The 20,096-nt window shown below is 36.1% G+C and carries 20 protein-coding genes; 16 read left to right on the forward strand and 4 right to left on the reverse strand.

Going from position 1 to position 20,096, the window contains the following annotated elements:
* Positions 1-49: 49 nt before the first annotated feature.
* From JMM81_RS02805 to JMM81_RS02835, 7 genes are all read left to right on the forward strand, one after another.
* Complete coding sequence (locus JMM81_RS02805; RefSeq protein ID WP_256239976.1) at positions 50-220, forward strand: YpmA family protein; 171 nt, start codon at positions 50-52, stop codon at positions 218-220.
* Positions 221-234: 14 nt separating this feature from the next.
* Positions 235-708: a cell wall elongation regulator TseB-like domain-containing protein gene (locus tag JMM81_RS02810; protein WP_256239977.1), complete on the forward strand. Its 474-nt coding sequence runs from the start codon at positions 235-237 to the stop codon at positions 706-708.
* Between the two features lie 62 nt (positions 709-770).
* Positions 771-1,961, forward strand: a complete 1,191-nt coding sequence (locus JMM81_RS02815; protein WP_256239978.1) for a pyridoxal phosphate-dependent aminotransferase — start codon at positions 771-773, stop codon at positions 1,959-1,961.
* Positions 1,962-2,175: 214 nt separating this feature from the next.
* The gene (gene asnS / locus JMM81_RS02820; RefSeq protein ID WP_256240304.1) at positions 2,176-3,468 is read left to right on the forward strand and encodes an asparagine--tRNA ligase; all 1,293 of its coding nucleotides are present in this window, start codon (positions 2,176-2,178) and stop codon (positions 3,466-3,468) included.
* Positions 3,469-3,726: 258 nt separating this feature from the next.
* The gene (locus JMM81_RS02825) at positions 3,727-4,425 is read left to right on the forward strand and encodes a DnaD domain-containing protein (RefSeq protein WP_256239979.1); all 699 of its coding nucleotides are present in this window, start codon (positions 3,727-3,729) and stop codon (positions 4,423-4,425) included.
* A 130-nt stretch (positions 4,426-4,555) separates the two neighbouring features.
* The gene (nth, locus tag JMM81_RS02830) at positions 4,556-5,212 is read left to right on the forward strand and encodes an endonuclease III (protein WP_256239980.1); all 657 of its coding nucleotides are present in this window, start codon (positions 4,556-4,558) and stop codon (positions 5,210-5,212) included.
* Positions 5,212-5,721 carry a YpoC family protein gene (locus tag JMM81_RS02835; RefSeq protein WP_256239981.1) on the forward strand — a complete coding sequence of 170 codons (510 nt, stop codon included), beginning with the start codon at positions 5,212-5,214 and terminating at the stop codon, positions 5,719-5,721. The genes nth and JMM81_RS02835 overlap by 1 nt, the downstream gene beginning before the upstream one ends.
* A 159-nt stretch (positions 5,722-5,880) precedes the next feature.
* Here the strand turns inward: JMM81_RS02835 and JMM81_RS02840 are convergent, their stop codons facing one another.
* The gene (locus JMM81_RS02840; RefSeq protein ID WP_256239982.1) at positions 5,881-8,535 is read right to left on the reverse strand and encodes a transglycosylase domain-containing protein; all 2,655 of its coding nucleotides are present in this window, start codon (positions 8,533-8,535) and stop codon (positions 5,881-5,883) included.
* Positions 8,536-8,640: 105 nt separating this feature from the next.
* Positions 8,641-9,255, reverse strand: coding sequence for a Holliday junction resolvase RecU (gene recU / locus JMM81_RS02845; RefSeq protein ID WP_256239983.1), 615 nt, complete (start codon positions 9,253-9,255; stop codon positions 8,641-8,643).
* Positions 9,256-9,370: 115 nt separating this feature from the next.
* Between recU and JMM81_RS02850 the strand changes: the two genes are divergently transcribed.
* The 3 genes from JMM81_RS02850 to JMM81_RS02860 all read left to right on the forward strand — a co-directional run bounded on the left by JMM81_RS02850 (position 9,371) and on the right by JMM81_RS02860 (position 11,627).
* Positions 9,371-10,354 carry a DUF2515 family protein gene (locus JMM81_RS02850; protein WP_375162342.1) on the forward strand — a complete coding sequence of 328 codons (984 nt, stop codon included), beginning with the start codon at positions 9,371-9,373 and terminating at the stop codon, positions 10,352-10,354.
* A 396-nt stretch (positions 10,355-10,750) separates the two neighbouring features.
* Entirely contained in the window at positions 10,751-11,002 is a 252-nt protein-coding gene (locus JMM81_RS02855) for a hypothetical protein (protein ID WP_256239984.1), read from the forward strand.
* Positions 11,003-11,252: 250 nt separating this feature from the next.
* Positions 11,253-11,627: a YppE family protein gene (locus JMM81_RS02860; RefSeq protein ID WP_256239985.1), complete on the forward strand. Its 375-nt coding sequence runs from the start codon at positions 11,253-11,255 to the stop codon at positions 11,625-11,627.
* Between the two features lie 176 nt (positions 11,628-11,803).
* Here JMM81_RS02860 and JMM81_RS02865 read toward each other — a convergent pair whose 3' ends face one another.
* Entirely contained in the window at positions 11,804-12,007 is a 204-nt protein-coding gene (locus tag JMM81_RS02865) for a YppF family protein (protein ID WP_256239986.1), read from the reverse strand.
* Positions 12,008-12,170: 163 nt separating this feature from the next.
* On the opposite strand from JMM81_RS02865, the gene JMM81_RS02870 reads away from it, so the two are divergent.
* Both JMM81_RS02870 and hcp read left to right on the forward strand, forming a co-directional pair.
* Entirely contained in the window at positions 12,171-12,737 is a 567-nt protein-coding gene (locus tag JMM81_RS02870) for a YppG family protein (RefSeq protein WP_256239987.1), read from the forward strand.
* 201 nt (positions 12,738-12,938) lie between these two features.
* Positions 12,939-14,231 carry a hydroxylamine reductase gene (gene hcp, locus JMM81_RS02875; protein WP_256239988.1) on the forward strand — a complete coding sequence of 431 codons (1,293 nt, stop codon included), beginning with the start codon at positions 12,939-12,941 and terminating at the stop codon, positions 14,229-14,231.
* Between the two features lie 81 nt (positions 14,232-14,312).
* On the opposite strand, the gene JMM81_RS02880 is transcribed toward hcp, so the two are convergent.
* Positions 14,313-15,008 (reverse strand): Crp/Fnr family transcriptional regulator, encoded by a 696-nt coding sequence (locus JMM81_RS02880; protein ID WP_256239989.1) that lies wholly within the window; start codon positions 15,006-15,008, stop codon positions 14,313-14,315.
* A 154-nt stretch (positions 15,009-15,162) separates the two neighbouring features.
* On the opposite strand from JMM81_RS02880, the gene JMM81_RS02885 reads away from it, so the two are divergent.
* The 4 genes from JMM81_RS02885 to JMM81_RS02900 all read left to right on the forward strand — a co-directional run bounded on the left by JMM81_RS02885 (position 15,163) and on the right by JMM81_RS02900 (position 20,044).
* Positions 15,163-17,442, forward strand: a complete 2,280-nt coding sequence (locus tag JMM81_RS02885) for a DEAD/DEAH box helicase (RefSeq protein ID WP_256239990.1) — start codon at positions 15,163-15,165, stop codon at positions 17,440-17,442.
* 12 nt (positions 17,443-17,454) lie between these two features.
* On the forward strand, positions 17,455-18,702 hold the full coding sequence (locus JMM81_RS02890) for a ribonuclease H-like domain-containing protein (RefSeq protein ID WP_256240306.1): 1,248 nt from the start codon (positions 17,455-17,457) through the stop codon (positions 18,700-18,702).
* 355 nt (positions 18,703-19,057) lie between these two features.
* On the forward strand, positions 19,058-19,366 hold the full coding sequence (locus JMM81_RS02895; RefSeq protein WP_256239991.1) for a CotD family spore coat protein: 309 nt from the start codon (positions 19,058-19,060) through the stop codon (positions 19,364-19,366).
* A 126-nt stretch (positions 19,367-19,492) separates the two neighbouring features.
* Positions 19,493-20,044 carry an SLOG family protein gene (locus tag JMM81_RS02900; RefSeq protein WP_256239992.1) on the forward strand — a complete coding sequence of 184 codons (552 nt, stop codon included), beginning with the start codon at positions 19,493-19,495 and terminating at the stop codon, positions 20,042-20,044.
* Positions 20,045-20,096 lie beyond the last annotated feature (52 nt).

Raw genomic sequence — 20,096 nt, forward strand, 5'->3', positions numbered from 1 at the left:
TGACGATATAAGTAGTAAATTATGTCGAGATTGAGGAGGAATTTCCAATATGGAAAGTAAAATTGAAGTCTTATCCACCGTGAAAATCCAGTATAGTCCGGATTTATATAAAATTGTTGATTCCTTAAACCGAACATTAAAAAGAAGGGATCTTATGTTCGGATTATCACTAGATCAAGAAGGTCAAAATAAAGCCGTTTTCACCATCTATCGTACATAAAAAGAGTGATTAAAATGAAAAAATGGATATTTATTATCAGCATATTTATGATCATAATCACGACCATTTCTGTTGCTGTCTATTTAAATGCCGTCGAACCAGTCAGGGCTGCTAAAGAAAAAGCGATTATGATGGCAAAAGAAGAAACAGACTTAACAAAAGTGGATGAATTTAATTTATACAATGGGGAAGAATCTTTTTATATCGTTCAAGGTCAAGATCGTAAAGGGACAAACATAATTATTTGGGTTCCAGAAAAAGAAGGAAAAGTAGTGGTTAAAAAAGAATCTGAAGGTATTTCGCGTGAACAGGCAATCAAAAAGGTATTAGAAGAAATAGGTTCTGATGAAATAATTTCAGTTAAGCCCGGTATGGAGAACGATATTCCTCTTTGGGAAATCCATTCTCGAACAAAAGAAAATTTATTGAATTACCATTTCCTTGTTTTTGAGACAGGAGAATGGTTAAAGAAAATTGAAAATTTGTAAGGGGAAAATCTGCTTTTAAAGCAGGTCACATATATATTGATGAATGAAGGAGAAGGGAAAAAATGGAACCGAAACTGGCAGAAAGAGTGAAAGCATTAACACCATCCACAACGTTAGCAATTACGGCAAAAGCGAAAGAATTGAAAGCAGCAGGTCATGATGTAATTGGACTTGGTGCCGGTGAGCCTGATTTTAATACACCTCAATATATTATTGATGCTGCTACTAGGTCAATGAATGAAGGCCACACAAAGTATACGCCATCAGCAGGCCTACCAGCCTTGAAACAAGAGGTTGTAGAAAAATTCAAGCATGATCAAGGAATTAATTATGAAGCAACTGAAGTAATGGTGGGTAGTGGAGCGAAGCATGTTCTTTATACTTTATTTCAGGTATTGCTTAATGATGGGGATGAGGTCATCATTCCAACACCATATTGGGTAAGTTACCCTGAGCAGGTAAAGCTTGCAGGCGGAGTTCCTGTTTATATCAAAGGTTTTGAAAGTAATCAATTTAAAATCACACCGGAACAGCTTGCAGAAGCAGTTACGGATAAGACGAAAGCGGTTATTATTAATTCACCTAGCAACCCAACAGGGATGATTTATTCAAAAGAAGAGTTAGCTGCCTTAGGTGAAGTTTGCTTAGCGAAGAATATACTGATTGTATCAGATGAAATTTATGAAAAGTTAGTCTATAGTGGAAGTCAACATGTTTCAATTGCACAAATATCTCCTGAATTAAAAGAGCAAACAATTATCATTAATGGAGTTTCGAAATCTCATTCGATGACAGGCTGGAGAATTGGCTATGCAGCAGGTAACAAAGAAATCATTAAAGCCATGACGAACCTTGCGAGTCATAGTACATCAAATCCTACCACTACTGCTCAATACGGTGCGATTGCAGCATACAGTGGTCCACAAGATGATGTTGAGATGATGCGTGGAGCTTTTGAAAAACGTCTTGATGCCATTTATGATCAACTTGTACAAATTCCAGGCTTTACATGCATTAAACCTCAAGGTGCTTTCTATTTATTCCCGAATGCACAGAAAGCAGCAGAATTTACAGGGTTTAAGAATGTTGCTGAGTTCTCAACTGCTTTGCTTGAAGTGGCAAAGGTAGCGGTTGTACCAGGCTCCGGGTTTGGTGCACCAGAAAATATCCGTTTATCTTATGCGACATCTCTTGAATTATTAGAAGAGGCAGTCTCTCGTATAAAAGAATTTGTTGAAAATAACGCTAAATAAGTAAGTGATGATCATTTAAAACAGTGAAAAGCCTATGGGTTTTTCACTGTTTTATTTTCTATATCTTTTTATGTTAAATGTACACTCTATATAGACAGCTGTCCTTTTGCGGTGCCTGACACCGGAAGTAATTTGCTTGTCATTACGGTGCAAGGTATAATGAAGGATAATACATATATGATTTTCATTGTTTTTTGGAGGGATTATTATCGTGATGAAAACGACAATTGCTGAAGTACATAAGTATGTTGATCAACAAGTGAAAATAGGTGCTTGGGTTGCGAATAAACGCTCAAGTGGGAAAATTGCTTTTTTACAACTACGGGATGGTACAGGTTTTATGCAAGGTGTTATCGTAAAGACTGATGTAACGGAAGAAGTATTTCAAACCGCTAAGTCTCTTACACAGGAATCCTCTTTATTTGTAACAGGGTTTGTACAAAAGGATGAACGTTCCGCTTTTGGTTATGAATTGCTTGTAAAAGGGATTGAAGTCATTCACCATGCAATTGATTATCCCATTACCCCGAAAGAGCATGGAACAGAGTTTTTAATGGATCACCGTCATCTGTGGCTTCGTTCACGTCGTCAACATGCGGTGATGAAAATTCGAAATGAAATTATTCGATCCACATATGAATTTTTCAATGATCAAGGGTTCACTAAAGTTGATCCTCCTATCCTAACAGGCAGTGCCCCTGAAGGAACATCAGAGCTTTTTGCTACCAAATATTTTGATGAAGATGCGTATTTATCGCAAAGTGGACAGTTGTATATGGAAGCTGCTGCCATGGCACTAGGAAAAGTATTTTCATTTGGTCCTACATTTCGAGCCGAAAAGTCAAAAACGCGTCGTCATTTAATTGAATTTTGGATGATTGAGCCTGAAATGGCCTTTTATGAATTTGAAGATAACTTAAAAGTTCAGGAAGAGTATGTTTCGTATGTGGTCCAATCGGTGTTAAAAAACTGTTCACTTGAATTAACGACACTTGGAAGAGATACAAGCAAACTTGAAAAGATTAAAGCACCTTTCCCGCGTATCACGTATGATGATGCGATTACCTTTTTACATAAAAATGGCTTTGAAGATATCAAGTGGGGAGATGATTTTGGCTCACCACATGAAACCTTAATTGCAGAAAGTTATGAGAAACCAGTCTTTATCACTCATTATCCTACTTCGTTAAAGCCGTTTTATATGCAACCAGATCCAAACAGGGAAGACGTTGTGCTTTGTGCTGATTTGATTGCACCAGAAGGTTATGGGGAAATTATTGGAGGGTCTGAGAGGGTTCATAATGCAGAATTGCTGAGAAAACGATTAGAAGAACATCAGTTGGAATTAGATGCTTATAAATGGTATTTAGAACTTCGACAATATGGTTCGGTCCCGCATTCAGGATTTGGACTTGGTCTTGAAAGAACAGTCGCTTGGATTAGTGGTGTTGAACATGTTCGAGAAACGATTCCATTCCCACGTTTATTAAATCGTCTATACCCATAAATTTCTTAGTATCGGTAGAAAAATCCGCATTTTTATATGCGGGTTTTTTCATTTTGGCGATATTAATGATAATTGTTGATAAAGGATTTTTGGTGTATTGGCTATACACACTAAAGACTGTTAGAACATCAACACGATTGTTTAACAGGGCCTTCATTTTAAACATTGATGTTAAAAAAATTTTGCCAATAATACCTTTCATTTCTCCTTACGTAAAAAAATGCTTCATATGATATACTAAAAGAGAGGTGTCGAAATATGAGTAAAGCAAATTTATTACAATGGCTTAAGGAAGGGCAAATTACAATTCCAGCCACATTAATATCACAATATAAAGAAATGAAATTAGATGAATACGAGCTTGTGCTTTTACTACACATCATCTCTTTTATCGAAAAAGGAAATGAATTTCCTACACCGGTTGAACTCTCTTCTTCTATGACCATCACGGCGTCAGATTGTTCAGAGTTACTGCGTAAATTAATTCAAAAAGGATTAATTGAAATCAATGACGGCTTTACAAGTGATGGGATACGCTTTGAAAAATATTCACTTGAACCATTGTGGGAAAAATTAATCGATCATTTCTTATTAAAGAAAAAGCAAAAAGACGTAGTTGTGCATGAACAAGAAGAAACAAATTTATATACATGTTTTGAGAAAGAATTTGGTAGACCCTTGTCACCATTTGAAGGTGAAACGCTTTCTATGTGGTTGGATGAAGATCATCATGATACGATTATTATTAAAGCGGCATTAAGAGAAGCTGTGATTTCTGGAAAATTAAATTTTCGTTATATTGATCGAATTCTATTTGAATGGAAGAAAAATGGTATTAAAACAATCGAACAAGCAAAAAGTTATGGACAAAAATTTAGGTCCTATCAAAGAAATAAGCCAAAAGAGATAGAAACAAAAAAGGATTCTCTTCCGTTTTATAACTGGCTTAATGACTAAGCTCTTTATGATAAATGATTAAAGAATTAGTTGGAGGGTGTATTCCACCTGATTGGAAAACATTCGCTTGGTGAAGGTTTCAAAAAACAGTAGAATAGGATAAAGTGACTAGGATAGAAAGGGTAAGAACATGTTGAATAAGCGTGAAATAAGGTACTGTTTAGATCAAATGGGGGAGATGTTTCCTGATGCTCATTGTGAATTAATTCATTCAAACCCTTTTGAATTAGTAATTGCTGTAGCTCTTTCTGCACAATGTACAGATGTGCTTGTCAATAAGGTAACACAAGAGCTTTTTGAAAAATATAAAACTCCTGAAGATTACTTAAAGGTTCCACTTGAGGAATTACAGCAGGATATTCGTTCGATCGGTTTATATCGAAATAAAGCGAATAATATTCAAAAGCTCTGTAAAATGCTATTAGAGAATTATCAGGGGGAAGTTCCACAAGAAAGGGATGAATTAATAAATCTTCCTGGAGTAGGGCGTAAAACGGCGAATGTCGTTGTTTCTGTTGCTTTTGGTATTCCAGCTATTGCTGTTGATACGCATGTAGAGCGAGTGAGTAAGCGACTTGGATTGTGTCGGTGGAAAGACTCCGTGCTTGAAGTCGAAAAAACATTAATGAAAAAAATTCCAGAAGAGGAATGGTCTGTGACACATCATCGAATGATTTTCTTTGGACGATATCATTGCAAGGCACAAAATCCTCAATGTCCCTCTTGTCCTCTACTAGAACTATGTCGAGAAGGAAAGAAACGAATGAAAGGGAGAGTGAAGGTTTGATGGCTGACCAGAAAATTCCTTTTCCGCAAGAATACTTCAAGTTTTCTATACATAAAGAAATCAGTTGGCATAATGAGTATGATCAAGTGTTTAATCCACAAACTCCATTCATGTATGAAGCGGCCTATTTGTATGGTCTTAAAACGTTAATGCCGTGGAAAATGTCTGTTGACACGGTACCGGTTGTGATGAAGGAATGGGAAACTGTAAAAATGGAATTGCATGAGGAATTTTCGAAACGTAAGTTAATGGAAGTAGAGCAGCCAATGAGAAAGGGAATAGGTTTATTTATCGAAGTTCTTTATTGGTGTAACGAGTATCCTGCTGTATCTCTAAACAAGGACGATGATCGACTAAGGATAAAGCCAGTTAATTTACAGGAACGGCTTCATTTCATCCTTTCTTATCCATATAAGTATCACTCCTACGTTCAACTGACCGAACTTTTTTCGGAAATAGAAAAAACATTTAGGGTTCAGCAAGTTACTAGAAAAGCGAAAACAACTTAAGTAGTTTATCCCACTCTCATTGCCTGTAAAGGTCTGATAAGTGCAACTAACCATCAATGGGGATGAGGAAAACCCCCACTGATGGTTAGTTTTCTTTATTATTATGACTAAATTAAAAATCGTCTAAAGCTTAATCATTAGCTTTAGACGATTTTTAATTTAGTCGTTATCAGTATTGTTTTGGCTGTCATCCTGTGGTGCATCAGTTTGTGCTTCTATATCTTGAATCTCATCACTAACTTCTTCTTTATCCTCAGTTTCCTCTTTATCCTCAGTTTCCTCAGTCTTCTTTTTATCTTCAGTTTCCTTTTTATCGGTTGGTTCCGGTACTTCAGTTGGTTTATTGCCATTAGCATTATTATTACCGTTACCATCACTGTTGTCATTCTCATTGTTGTCGTCAGGACCATTCTCATTGTTATCAGTATTGTTATCTAAATCCTCAGTGTTGCCAGCTGGGATGGTCACAACGGCTGTTGCTGCATCACTCTGTCGACCGTCTTTCACCGCGATTATTTTAAAGGTATACTTGCTACCTGATTCAGGATTGGCCATTTTTACTCCTTTTTCCGCAGTAGTCATAAGCGATTGTTCGGCACCACCATTAAGAGAATAGGATACGTTAAATTGAGTGTTACCCTCATCTTGACCATACTGCCATGATAAAACAATTTCATTGGTTGATTCATCATAATTTGCTGACAAACCAGAAGGACTGGTTAGCTTTTTAAACCTTTCAGATACGACACTTGGAACATTTCCTTTAACTGCATACTCATAACTCATTTGATTGCTAGGAGTATAATCGCTAGCAAGTTTGTTTGTTCCTCTTTCAATTGTTACTCTTTGCACTGTTTTTGGCATCGTGAAGTCTGCCGTTTCTTTATCCTTTGAAACATGTTCCATTAAGGTTTTAAAGATTTTCTTGGCTATTTGTTGGTCTTCTCCACGAGCTATGGCATCCTTTCTTTTTTCATACCCTGTCCAGACGGACGCCGTGTAATTCGTACTATAACCAACAAACCAAATATCAGGAACAGCACCGTTAGGGATTCCTAAATTTTTAATATCACTACCAGAATAATTAGTTGTTCCTGTTTTACCTGCTATAGGAACGCCTGATACATTTGCGGCTTGTCCTGTGCCATAACCCGAGTTTACGACACTTTTTAGCATGTCAGTAATGATAAAGGCTGTATAATCACTCATGGCCACTTCTGTTTCAGGTTTCATATTAATCTTTGTTCCATCACGAAATTCAATTTCCTTCACAGCGTGTGGTTCTGTGTAATACCCGTTATTTCCAAATGCACTATAGGCCCCAGCCATTTGTAAAGATGTGACTCCATTCTTGAAACCACCAATGGCATAAGATTCGTGAATCTCGTCTAATCCAAGCCCAAGTTCATTGGCAAATTCTTGTGCTTTATCGAGTCCTACCGCCTGCAAGGCTTTTAAGGCAGGAATGTTTCTTGATTTTGCAAGAGCTTCGCGTATAGTCATCGAACCTTGATGTGAACGATCCCAGTTATTAATCGTTTGACCTGTAGAATATTGATAAGGCTCATCGACAATATTTTGATAGGTTCCCCATTTTAAATGTTCGACTGCCGGTCCATAATCAAGAACTGGTTTGATGGTGGATCCAGGCTGACGCGGGACAGAGGTAGCGAAATTTAGACCAAAATCAACATCTTTATCGCGGCTTCCGCCAATAGCACGAATTTCCCCTGTTTTTGTATCAAGAAGGGTGATACCCGCTTGGAATTTATCATCAGGGAATGGAATGATTTCATTCTCATACATAATTTTATCAACATAATCTTGCGCATCTGTATCGAGAGTCGTGTATATTTTAAGACCATCGGTATAGACATTCAATTCAGGATACTTATTTTCAATTTCCTTAATAGCTTGACCAATAAAATCATCATAAGGAATTTCACTTTGATGTATGCGGTCTTCCTCTTTTACAAGTGAATCGGTCAGACTTGCTGCTTGTGCTTCATTCTTTTCAGTTTCTGAAATATAGCCATGCTGATGCATTAAAGATAGGACAACATTCCGTCGTTTTTCCGCTTTATCCGGATTGTCAAACGGGTTATAGTTATTCGGACTTTGTGGCATTCCTGCAAGTAAAGCTGCTTCAGGCAGGGTTAAATCTTTTAACTCTTTCCCAAAATAGACTTGTGAAGCAGTCGAAATCCCAACCGTTCTTTCAGACATAAACACTTTATTTATATATAATTCAAAAATTTGTTCTTTTGTATATTTTCTCTCTAATTGAATAGAAAGCCATGCTTCTTGAGCTTTTCGGGATATTGTTTTTTCAGCAGTTAAAAAATAGTTTTTAACCACTTGTTGAGTGATTGTGCTTGCACCTTCTGCTCCAAATCCATCTGTAACATTTGCAATGACGGCACCACCTAGGCGAATCGGATCGACTCCATGATGTTTAAAGAAACGGGAATCTTCAGTTGCAATCACAGCATCTCTAACCAGTTCTGGAATATCATCATATTCGACATAATCTAGCCTTTGGGTACCAATTTCGGTGATAAGCTCACCATCTAATCCATAGATTTCTGATGGAATTGCGGCTTTTAATGTATCAGCATCGAGCTGTGGAGCGTCTTTTACCATGAAAGCAAATGTTGCCGCTCCGGTAATAATTCCAATAATACCGAGGACAACTAACACAAGAAAAATACGTTTAAATAATAAACCTGTAGATTTTTTCTTGCCTTTTTTCTTGCTTTTGGCTTCTTCCTTTTGTTTCCGACGCTCCTCCCTTGATTGATATTTTTCTGTCATGATTCATTCCTTCCTTTCTTATTAAAACAGGTGGTTTATTGTTTATCTTTCGAAAATGATTAGATTGTTTGGTTTTTTAACCTTCTATTAAATATGATAGATTATTCAAAATTTGTAAAGAGAATCAATTATTTTTATGTAATCGATTCTTGGCTGAAATCCTAGTGGGATCAAGCGACCATATTGATCAATTTCTTGCTTTGTAATTGATTTTCTTCCTCCATCCTCCATTCTTTTCCAAAAGGATAGGAGTTGATCTGCTTCAAGGTAATAGACTTCTTCAGTCATAGAAAAACGAAGTAATACAAAGCAAATACCTTTCTGATTTAATACTTTTTTTATATGTTCAATCTGATGTTTGTGAAAGTTTTTCAGTGGAAATGATGTTTGTTGCTTCGTTTCTTTTGCTTCAAAATCAATATATTTCCCCTTATATACACCATTATAATCAGTTGTGGATGCTTGTTTAAAATAGGCCTCTTTAATAACGGCCGCACTTCTTTTAGGGTAGTCCACATTGACGATTTGAACGGGTGTAGGTTTTTTATGAATGACTGCAATCTCTTGATCTAAATAATATTGATTTGTTTCGTTTATGTCCTCCTCTAATGTCATTCCTCTTTTTCCATATGACCATTTAACGTCCTTTGGTTTATAGGTACTAGCTGCTTTTGTTAATTCCGCCGTATAGCGCTTGCCATTTGGATAATGGAAAGTCATTTCATTCACCTCACATACTACTATTAATAATACCAAACTTCAGTAATTCAATGTTGAATAAAAAGAACCATTTAACAAACGATAGGAATAGAAAGCTGTAAGAGGTAGTGATAAAATGATGAAACGAAATCAAATATCTAAAAAGTTATCCAATAATGATCATAGACTTGTACAATTAATCTTGAATGAGACGAACAAATATAATCTTGATAATATTTCACGTACAGATGCTTATTTTCGATTTTATCAACAGCATAGAGAAATACATTGGTCTTTTCTAGCGAGCATGGTGTCCCGAAATGCTGGATGGAATATGTGTGATCTTGAAGGGAAATGGTTCCCGAGTCTTTTACGAAAAGAAACAAGAGATCGATTATTTATTACATATGAAAGGGCGAACTGGATTATTTTCCAAGATGCATTTCCACAATTATTGCTCTATCAATATTCGACGAAAGTAATGCAGCCAATGTTTCATTTACTAAAATGTTTTCATGTTTCATCCTTTATGGAAGGTGAGTGGAATTATTTTTGGTTACATAAAGACTATCGACGTTTGCTCATTTCATTGATTATCAATGAGCAGCATGTTATTCATAAACCGGTCATTCATCATCCTTTCTATTCACAAAAAGTATTTCGATCTTTCACTTTTTTCTTTCAAGATTGGCTCCATTTTAGTTCTGTACTTCTACCAACTTGTAATGGTTTATTATATGGGGCGAGTGTGAGTGGTTTTAAGGATGTCCATAGACGCATTAATCTTGGTAAAAAAATTGCAACTATTTTATTTAATGAGCAATTATATCCATTGTTTTATGAGTTTGCATTTAAAACCGTTCACACAGGTTCAAGATATGATTATGAATGCTATTTTATGAATAGAAAAAGAAGAGATACTCCTTTTTTACGAATGGTGTACCCAGTCGTACAGCATCACATTCATGCATATGAAGATTGGTCAGAAAGGAAAAAAATATCAAAAAAATGGTATAAAAAAATGTCACAACTCGATCCTATTGTGCTAAACAAATGGTTTGAACATAAGCAAAAGCAACTTCATAAGGCCGTCTTAATAAAACATTTAATAGTTGATTGAAAAGTCAAAGAGGCTATCCCATAAGGTGTCTGACACCTTTGCTTTTGGGAAAGCCTCTTTGATACGTCTAAGAAGTATATCAATTGCATTATCTGTTAAGTAGAAGGCCGGTCAGGACCTTCAAGTTTCTTGTCACCATAGCCAGATTTTGTTTCATTTTGTTTTTTTGGTTGGACTTTGTTTTGTTTATTTTTTTGCACCATGCTAAACACCTCCACTTTTAGTTTGCTCAAAGTGGAGCGTTTCATCCTTTTGTTTTGTCGAAATAAGAGGTGAACAACTAAAAATATTCTTTTTTTTGCCGAATATTTTCTAGTTTTGTCAAGCAGGAAGGAGGTAGAGACAAAAGGGAGAATCCCTTTATTTAGAACACTTTCAAAGGGGAGGCAGGATAGAATGAAAACAACTGTTATTGGAAGAGAAGAACTGATAGATATGTTTGAAAGTATCAATGATCAGCTAGAACAATTGGAAACTTCAATCATGATCAATGTATCGAAACAACAGAATGAATGGCAACGAAAACAAGCAATGCAAATTGACTCTTGTGGAAAACAGTTGGAATCACTAGAAAGTAAAATGTCCTCCATCAAAGAGCGTAACGATCCTAATAATACAACGACACTACGTCTTAAACTTAGTTATTAAAGAAAGCCTTTATTCTAGGCTTTTTTGTTTGTACAAAATTCATTCCACTTTTATTGTCCGTATAGGTCCGATAAGTGCGACAAGGCTTCGCGTGACTAACCATCAGTGGTGGATGAAGAAAACCCCCACTGATGAAAGTTTTCTTTATATTCAAACGGGGAAATAAAGAAAATGAGTTCGATCTTTAGGTAAAAGAATAATAATAAGGTAAAATGAATAGATATCACGTATTTTTTAAAAGGATGATAGGATGAAGAATCAAGAGCTAATCTACTTAACCAAGAAATTACTCGGTTATCATGGCGAAATACTGAAAAAGTTTGAAGCAACAAAAGAGGCTAAAATAGAGGGAGATTTTTTTCAAGAAGTAAGGCCTTTTTCTAACGAAGTGAAAGATATAATGGATCAATGGCTAGTGGAAGTAATAGCTTGGATTAATACTTGTCGTCCGAGGAATATTCATGCACAACAAATGGACTCGGTTGTTGAACAACTGGGAATGATCGCCGTACAAGCTTTTTTTCCACAAACAAGTAGAACACGTTTTATAAATACTGCACAATCTGTAGAGTATGTATTAACAGCAGTACTGCTTGAAACGGAAAAAGATCAGATAGAATCATAAAAAAGAAACAGAAAAATGGAGTTCACTGTAAGAGGAGTTCCATTTTTTCTGTTTGTTTAATGCAGATTAGACTTTTAAGGTCTTAATCCTCACTTTGTCTTGGTGTGATAGGTCATTAATTGATTGTTTATTCATAACTGATAAGAGAGCACAAGAGTATTCTTTATTTTTGTCTACTAATTGATAAGGGAATTATCAATAAAAATATCTGGAATTTTCGCTCCTAATTTTTCTAGTTCACGAACAAGACTTCGATATTCACAGATTGAAATTTCGTTGTGAACATATGATTTCTTTGTAAAGTCTAATAATTCATTAACATCATCAGTCAAGTAATCTCTAATTTGAAGAAACTTTAACTTTAGTTCGTGAATAGTCATTAATATATTCCCCCTTCGCCCTTTATTTTATTTTAACATGAATTAGAAATGTTTCCCGTTTTCCAAAAATTTAGACTTCCGACAGAATTTTCCATTAGATGACATTGTCACCAACTAGGCAAATGAATCATATGGTATAATGACGAATCTTTAAGGAGGAAAAATGCCCATGTATGGACAGATGCCCGGAAATGTTCATTACTTTGGATACCAGTCTATGCCATATCATTCTAATAAATTCATGAATTCAGAAATAAGACAACATCCGTACCCGCTCATGCAGGGTATGAATGGAGTTCATCAACAAAATTGGGATCCTTATATGAATCCGTATTTTATGCAGAATAACCAGCCGATTCAAGGAATGAACCCTTATCTTTTCCAACAAGAGGATCAGGGGTATCATCAACAACAGCCAATGTCTCAATCTTCAACAAATAAACCATATTCGCAAACCATTTTTCAAAATCCATTACATTCATCAGAAGAGTCTTATTCACAAAAACAGCAACATATTCAACCGAATAGCTATCCATATATGAATCCTTATCCGAAGGGGTCTTTTATCACGAAACCGCCATCAGGCATGAAAACGGTACTTAATTCCTTTAAATCACAGGATGGTTCATTAGATATCAATAAAATGGTGGATACAGCTGGACAAATGATGAATGCTGTGAGTCAAGTTTCTTCAGTAGTAAAAGGATTTGGTGGAATGTTCAAAGCGTAAGCGAGCGGTCTTTTGAAAAGACCGTTTTTTTGTTGTTTAGGAAATCATAGATTGATATGAAACAGACACGTGTACATTTGTTCTTGTTATCGTAAATATTTGAACAGTTTATGACAGTTGTGATTTAGTGATTTAGATCACTTGGTTGGAAAAGGTAGGAAGTTAAACTAGATACATATTATGAAAAGGGGAGATGTTTTTATGTTTTGTTATCAATGTGAACAAACACCCACCGGGGGATGTAAAGAAATCGGTGTTTGTGGAAAAGATGAAACGATTGCAAGCTTGCAAGATACGATGATTTTCGGTTTAAAAGGAATTGCTGCCTATCGTACACATGCTAATCAATTAGGGTACACAGATCCATTTGTTGACGAAACTACACATGAAGCTTTATATATGACATTAACCAACTCGAACTTTAATGTGCAGGAGCATATCGACATGGCGATGAAAGTCGGTAAATCCGCAGTACGCATTATGGAAGTACTAGATGAAGCACATACGAACCTACTTGGTATTCCTGAGCCTATTCGTGTATCGCAAAATAAAATTGAAGGAAAATGTATTGTTGTTACAGGTCATAACTTATTTGCCCTTGAGCAATTGTTAAAGCAAACAGAGGGAAAGGGCATCAATATTTATACGCACTCTGAAATGCTCCCAGCACATGGATATCCACAATTGAAGAAATATTCACATCTAAAAGGAAATATTGGGAAAGCGTGGTATGATCAACGCCGTCTATTCGAAAGCTTCCCAGGGGCTATCTTGGCAACAACAAACTGTGTAATGCCAATTAAAGGTACATACGCAGATAGAATGTTCTCTTATGAAGTAGCAGGTCTTGAAAACGTTGAAAAAATTGTTCACGATGATTTTAGTCCGTTAATTAATCGGGCTTTAGAACTTCCAGAAGCAAATATTGAGTCTGATGAAACTTTATTAACAGGTTTCCACCATGAAACCGTTCTTGGACTAGCACCAGAAGTCATCCAAGCAGTAAAAGACGGAAAGATTAAGCGTTTCTTCGTCATCGCTGGTTGTGACGCTCCAGGAAAAGGTGGAGAATATTACCGTGAACTAGCGACTTCACTACCTCCTGAAACCGTTATTTTAACGACTTCATGTGGTAAGTTCCGATTTAACGATGTTGATTATGGAACCGTTCCAGGAACAGAAATTCCTCGTTATATTGACTTAGGTCAGTGTAATAACTCTGGTTCTACGATTAAAATTGCTAAAGCTCTTGCAGACGCATTTGAATGTGAAATTAACGAATTACCTGTAAGTATCGTTCTTTCTTGGTTCGAGCAAAAAGCGGTAGCAATCTTACTTGGCTTATTCAGCCTTGGTATTCAAGATATTCGTATTGGACCAAAACCACCAGAATTTATTTCTGAAGGTGTTATGAACGTCCTACAAGAAACATTTAACTTAAAATTAATTGGTACAGCACAAGAAGACATGAACGAAATGCTTCAATTGAATTAATAACAAATGTAACCCCCTGCTGTTAACAGCAGGGGGTTACTTCGATCAAAAAACGCTCATTCTTATATAGAAAGAAGGTTGTTATACTAGTAGTTCCTCAGATAAGATAGTAGAATCAAATATTAAATCATGATCATTCCCTAATTCAATGAGTTGTTCTTTTTTAAGTTTTGTCAACGTGCGGCTAACGGTTTCTCTTGTTGTTCCGATCATATTGGCAAGATCACGATTTGTGAATTCACTTTTTAGAAGGGTGCGACCGTCTGCTAGTTCTTGTCCATGGTCTTTTCCAAGTTTAATGAGCAGTTTAATAATTTGTTGATACGTATTGTTTAAGATTTGTGACTCAAGTCGTTCTTGTAAATCAACAATTTTTTCACCTAATACTTTAAAGACTTTGATACACAGCTCGGGGTTTTCAATTAATACTTTTTCAAATGGTGCAATAGGCACAACGACTAGCATCGCATTCTCCAATACTTCAGAAAATGCAGGGTAGCTACCTTTCCTGAAAAAGCCTACATGAGGAAACATTTCACCCTTTTTTAATATGGAAACAATTTGTTCTTTCCCGTTTGCATCAGTTTTGTATATTTTTACCCTACCTTCATAAATAAAATAAACATTTTCAAGAGGTTCATCTTGTAAAAAAACGTGGCTCCCTTTATTCCATTCTCTTGAAATAGAAATATCAACGATTTTATAAATTTCATGTTCACTTAATTCACGAAACAATGAAAACTCAGATAGTACATCTTTTATTTGTTCTTTGTTCATCTTGTCACCTCAATATTAATCATTCTATCATTGTAACAAAAAAGATAGGACACGTCTTATACTTCATGTTAATAATTATTTTCTTGTAAAATAATCATAGTTCTTTTATTGCGAACGTTTATTCGTTAAAATAAAATGTATGAGGTGAGAATAAATGAATATGCGAAAAAGTTTAAAAGACTTGTTAACACAACTGAAACTGACAGATAAATATAATGAAAATATCGTCAATTGGAAAGTTTTGGAATCCAAGGATGCGAAGACAACTGATTTTCCAGAATCTATTCACCCTTCACTTCTAGCTGCACTTGAAAGACGAGGCATTCATGCATTGTATTCCCATCAGCGAGAGGCCTATGAAACGGTCATGGAGAACAAGAGCATCGTCGCAGTGACACCGACAGCTTCTGGAAAGACTCTTTGTTACAACCTTCCCATTCTTGAAACGGTTATTCGTAATCCTGATGCAAGGGCCTTATATATTTTTCCGACAAAAGCACTGGCACAAGATCAAAAAAGCGAAATAAATGAATTAATTCAAGAAACGGGTTTAAATATTAATAGCTATACGTATGATGGAGATACTTCGGCGAACATCAGACAAAAGGTAAGAAAGGCTGGACATATTGTCATTACGAATCCAGATATGCTTCATTCAGCTATCTTACCCCATCATACAAAATGGGTCTCACTCTTTGAAAATTTAAAATACGTGGTTATTGATGAACTTCATATCTATAGAGGTGTGTTTGGGAGCCATGTGGCAAATGTGATTAGACGTTTAAAAAGGATTTGTCATTTTTATGGAAGTGATCCGATTTTTATTTGTACGTCGGCAACGATCGCTAATCCACTAGAACTTGCGGAGAATTTAACGGAAAAGCCAATGAAGCTGATTGATCGTAACGGGGCACCCAGTGGAGTAAAACATTTTTTGTTTTATAATCCTCCTATTGTGAATAAAGCGCTTAATATTCGTAGAAGTGCAACTCTTGAAGTGCGAAAACTCGCTTCTGAACTATTAAAAAATAAAATTCAAACGATTGTTTTTGCCCGAAGTAGGGTTCGAGTCGAAATTTTGTTAACTTATTTAAAGGAACTTGTTAAGTATCAGCTTGGACCAAAAGCAATTAGGGGCTATAGGGGTGGCTATTTACCAACAGAAAGGCGTGAGATTGAGAATGGATTGCGTTCAGGCGATATTTATGGTGTTGTGAGTACAAACGCTTTAGAGCTAGGTGTTGATATCGGACAACTTCAAGTTTGTATTATGACTGGATATCCTGGAACGATAGCAAGTGCTTGGCAACAGGCAGGAAGAGCAGGAAGGCGTCATAGTGAATCTCTCGTTATCATGGTAGCTAGCTCAAATCCTCTTGATCAATATATCATCCAACATCCAGATTATTTTTTCAATCGCAGTCCGGAAATGGCGAGAATCAATCCTGATAACTTGATTATTGTGATTGATCATATGAAATGTGCAGCATATGAGCTTCCGTTTACAGAAGGTGAAAGTTTTGGTCGTTTTGAAACAGAAGAGGTCCTTGAGTATTTAAGTGAGGAACGAGTACTGTTTAAAAATGGAGATAAATGGTATTGGATGAATGACTCTTTTCCAGCCCATAATATTTCACTTCGATCGGCTTCACAAGAAAATGTTGTAATCATTGATTATTCAGATATCGCAAATGTAAAAGTGATTGGAGAAATGGATCGTTTTTCTGCCTTAACTCTTTTGCATGAGGAAGCAATCTATCTGCATCAAGGGATTCAATATCAAGTAGAAAAGCTTGATTGGGAGGAAAAAAAGGCGTTTGTCCGTGAAGTCGCAGTTGATTACTACACGGATGCTAATTTAGCAGTTGAACTAAAGGTGCTTGAAGTGGATAAGGTTCGCATGAATCAAGAAATGGAAATAGGTTATGGCGATGTTAGTGTAGTGGCTATGGCAACGATTTTTAAAAAAATTAAATTTGAGACACATGAAAATATCGGATCTGGTCCTATATCCTTACCAGAAGAAGAATTGCATACAAGTTCTGCATGGATTTCTTTAAATCGAGAAAGCAGTGATCTTAATGAAGAAAGACTTGATCAAGGATTAATGGGCATGGCTCATGCTTTAAAGCATATTGCTCCGTTATTTGTGATGTGTGACTCACAAGATATTCATGTTGTCCCACAAGTGAAGGCAGCTCATAATGAGAAGCCGACGATCTTTTTTTATGATCGTTATCCAGGTGGCATTGGATTGAGTGAAAAAATTTATGAGGGGATTGAAACCGTACTCTGGGAAACGAAGAAAATGCTCACGAATTGTCCGTGTGAGGAGGGCTGTCCCTCTTGTATTGGAACAGATGCAACGACTAGGACAGTGAAAAGTGATGCAATGAGGTTACTTTCCCTGTTTCAGTCGACTCATCTTTCCTAGGTGATAGAAATGATGTCAATTAAAAATAAATTAAATCGGTTAAAACCACATTTAAGCAATGAAAAAGACAAAATGAAAAAGGAAGAGTCTGCATCTGCCATCAAGAAGGATGAGATTCCGTTTATGGATGTATGGAAGCAAGCAGGGGTAGTGCCTTATTATATGGATAATGACTTTTGTCTTGTTCGAGAAGTATCTTACCCACTAGATACGATACATGGAAAATACCGTTTTGCTGATTTTCTAAAAGCGGTAGATGCTTGGAATAAAAGTAAACGCAACCATCCATTATCTTCTTCTGGTCATCATCCTGAAGATTTATTTTTCTTTGATACAGAGACAACGGGGCTTAGTGGTGGAACAGGAAATACTATTTTTTTGCTGGGACAAGCTAGTGTGAAGGAAAAGGAAATCGTACTAAGACAACATATCCTTCCTCATCCTGGATCTGAAGTACCGCTATATAAAAGCTTTCTAGAAAACATCGACTATGCAAAATTAGTTACGTACAATGGAAAAGCATTCGATTGGCCACAAGTGAAAACAAGGCATACGCTCATTCGGGAGCATGTACCAAAATTGCCGCCATTTGGACATTTTGATCTGTACCATGCTTCAAGAAGGATGTGGAAGCATCGACTTGAACGATTAAAGCTCTCGGTGGTCGAAAAAGAAATATTAGAATTTGAACGCAAAGACGATATCCCTGGCTTTTTGGCACCTATGATTTATTTTGATTTTATCGAACGAAAAGATCCAGAGGGCATGTTGGGAATTATTAAACATAATGAAATGGATATTTTATCGTTAATTACATTATATACTCATCTTTCTTTTCAACTTTTAGGTATAGATCATAAGCAAACGGTAAAAGAAACGTATGAAATAGGTCGCTGGTATTCATATCTTGGTGAAAAGGAAGTAGCGGAGACTGTTTTTTCTAAGTTAGCTGAGGGGGACGAAGAAGAAGCGATAAAGGCAAAGCACGCTCTTGGTTTTCAAGCAAAAAAGAAACAGGATTGGCACACAGCTGTCCTCTTATTTGAGGAGGTTGTCGAAAGAGGTAGTTCGCTTGTACAAATTGAAGCATGTATTGAGTTAGCTAAAATATTTGAGCACCGTTTAAAAAAGATTAAGAAAGCTATTGGATATACTGAAAAGGCACTGGATATTCATTCACAGCAAAGAGGTCATCGGTATGATGAATTAGCCAAAAGAATGACCCGTCTCTATCAGAAACAAGCGGCATTAAAAGAATAATTATGTCTGAAAAGTGTCATTTCTATAATTCCCGTCAATATTCTTAATGAATAAGTTGTTTGGATATCTGTTAAATAGTAAAATAGTGAATTGTATGAAGTCGTACGTAATAAATGAGTGAGGCGGGAAATAATGTATAAAGCAATTTTGTATCTCTTTTTTGTGGTTATTGGTTTAACAGCGATTGTTTTTACAAGCTTTAAAGATAGTTTTTATTCACTATTTTAAGAAGCGGTTATCGTTGACTGAAAAGTAGATTTATTCACTAAATTTAGGTGTATTCATTAGTACAAGATTCTTTCTTTTATCATAGGTTGTTAGTGTAAAGCAAATTATGATGAGAGGAGATAATAATATGCATTGTAGACCTAACAAGGTTTTACCAGCAATTGTTTGTCCGACAAAGTGTTGTGTAAACCATCAATTTGAAAATATCGTCGTTCCAGTTGTCCATCCTTCACACACAACAAATGTTAACCACACGAACTATCAGCATCAACATCATTATCCGCACACACAGTCTGTAGTGAATAATGTAACGAGTTCAGATATTGGTCCTGTTCCAGGGCCGGTCCCGGCTCCAACAACAGGATTTGGACCGGGTGCTGGACCAGGGTTCGGACCAGGATTCGGACCAAGACCAAGGCCGGGATTTTTCAGATAGTGTAAAGCAACAAGGGCTCTTTGTGCCCTTGTTTCTTCATAGATGAGAGTAAATTTCTTTTAAAGGTCCATTTTAGTGTTTTCTATTTAGACATGGTATAAATTAGGTAGGAATAGGGGGATAGGGTTGGTTAAGGTTGCGACAATATCGGGATATAAACCATTTGAACTTGGAGTTTTCGGACAAAATCATCCGGCAGTGCCATACATAAAGAAAGCAATTTGTAATAGTTTGCAAGTGATGCTTGATGAAGGTCTTGAATGGGTATTGATCTCAGGACAGCTCGGTACGGAATTATGGGCAGCTGAAGTCGTTTATGATTTACGTGCAGGTGAATATAGTGATTTAAAGTTGGCTGTGACTACTCCTTTCTTGGATCAAGAAGTGTCCTGGAGTGAGCCAAATAAGGAATGGTATGAGTCGGTTTTATTAGAAGCTGATTTTATTGATTCCGTCACCCATAAGCCATACGAGAAACCATGGCAATTTCGTTTAAAAAATAAATTTCTTGTAGAAAAAAGTGATGCACTTCTTTTGTTTTATGATACAGAAAAAGAAGGTAGTCCTAAGTTTTTGTACGATACAGCACGAAACTATAAAGAAAAATATGATTATGATATTCGTTTAATTCAATTTGATGATCTTCAGACTCTTGTAGAAGAAGAGCACTGGGAATGACTCTTTTTAAAGGCTTTCTATCTTAAATAGTAAAGAAAAATTGACAAAAGAC

Origin of the sequence: Bacillus sp. V3B, assembly GCF_024494465.1 — a bacterium.
In the GTDB taxonomy this organism is placed as follows: domain Bacteria; phylum Bacillota; class Bacilli; order Bacillales; family Cytobacillaceae; genus Bacillus_BD.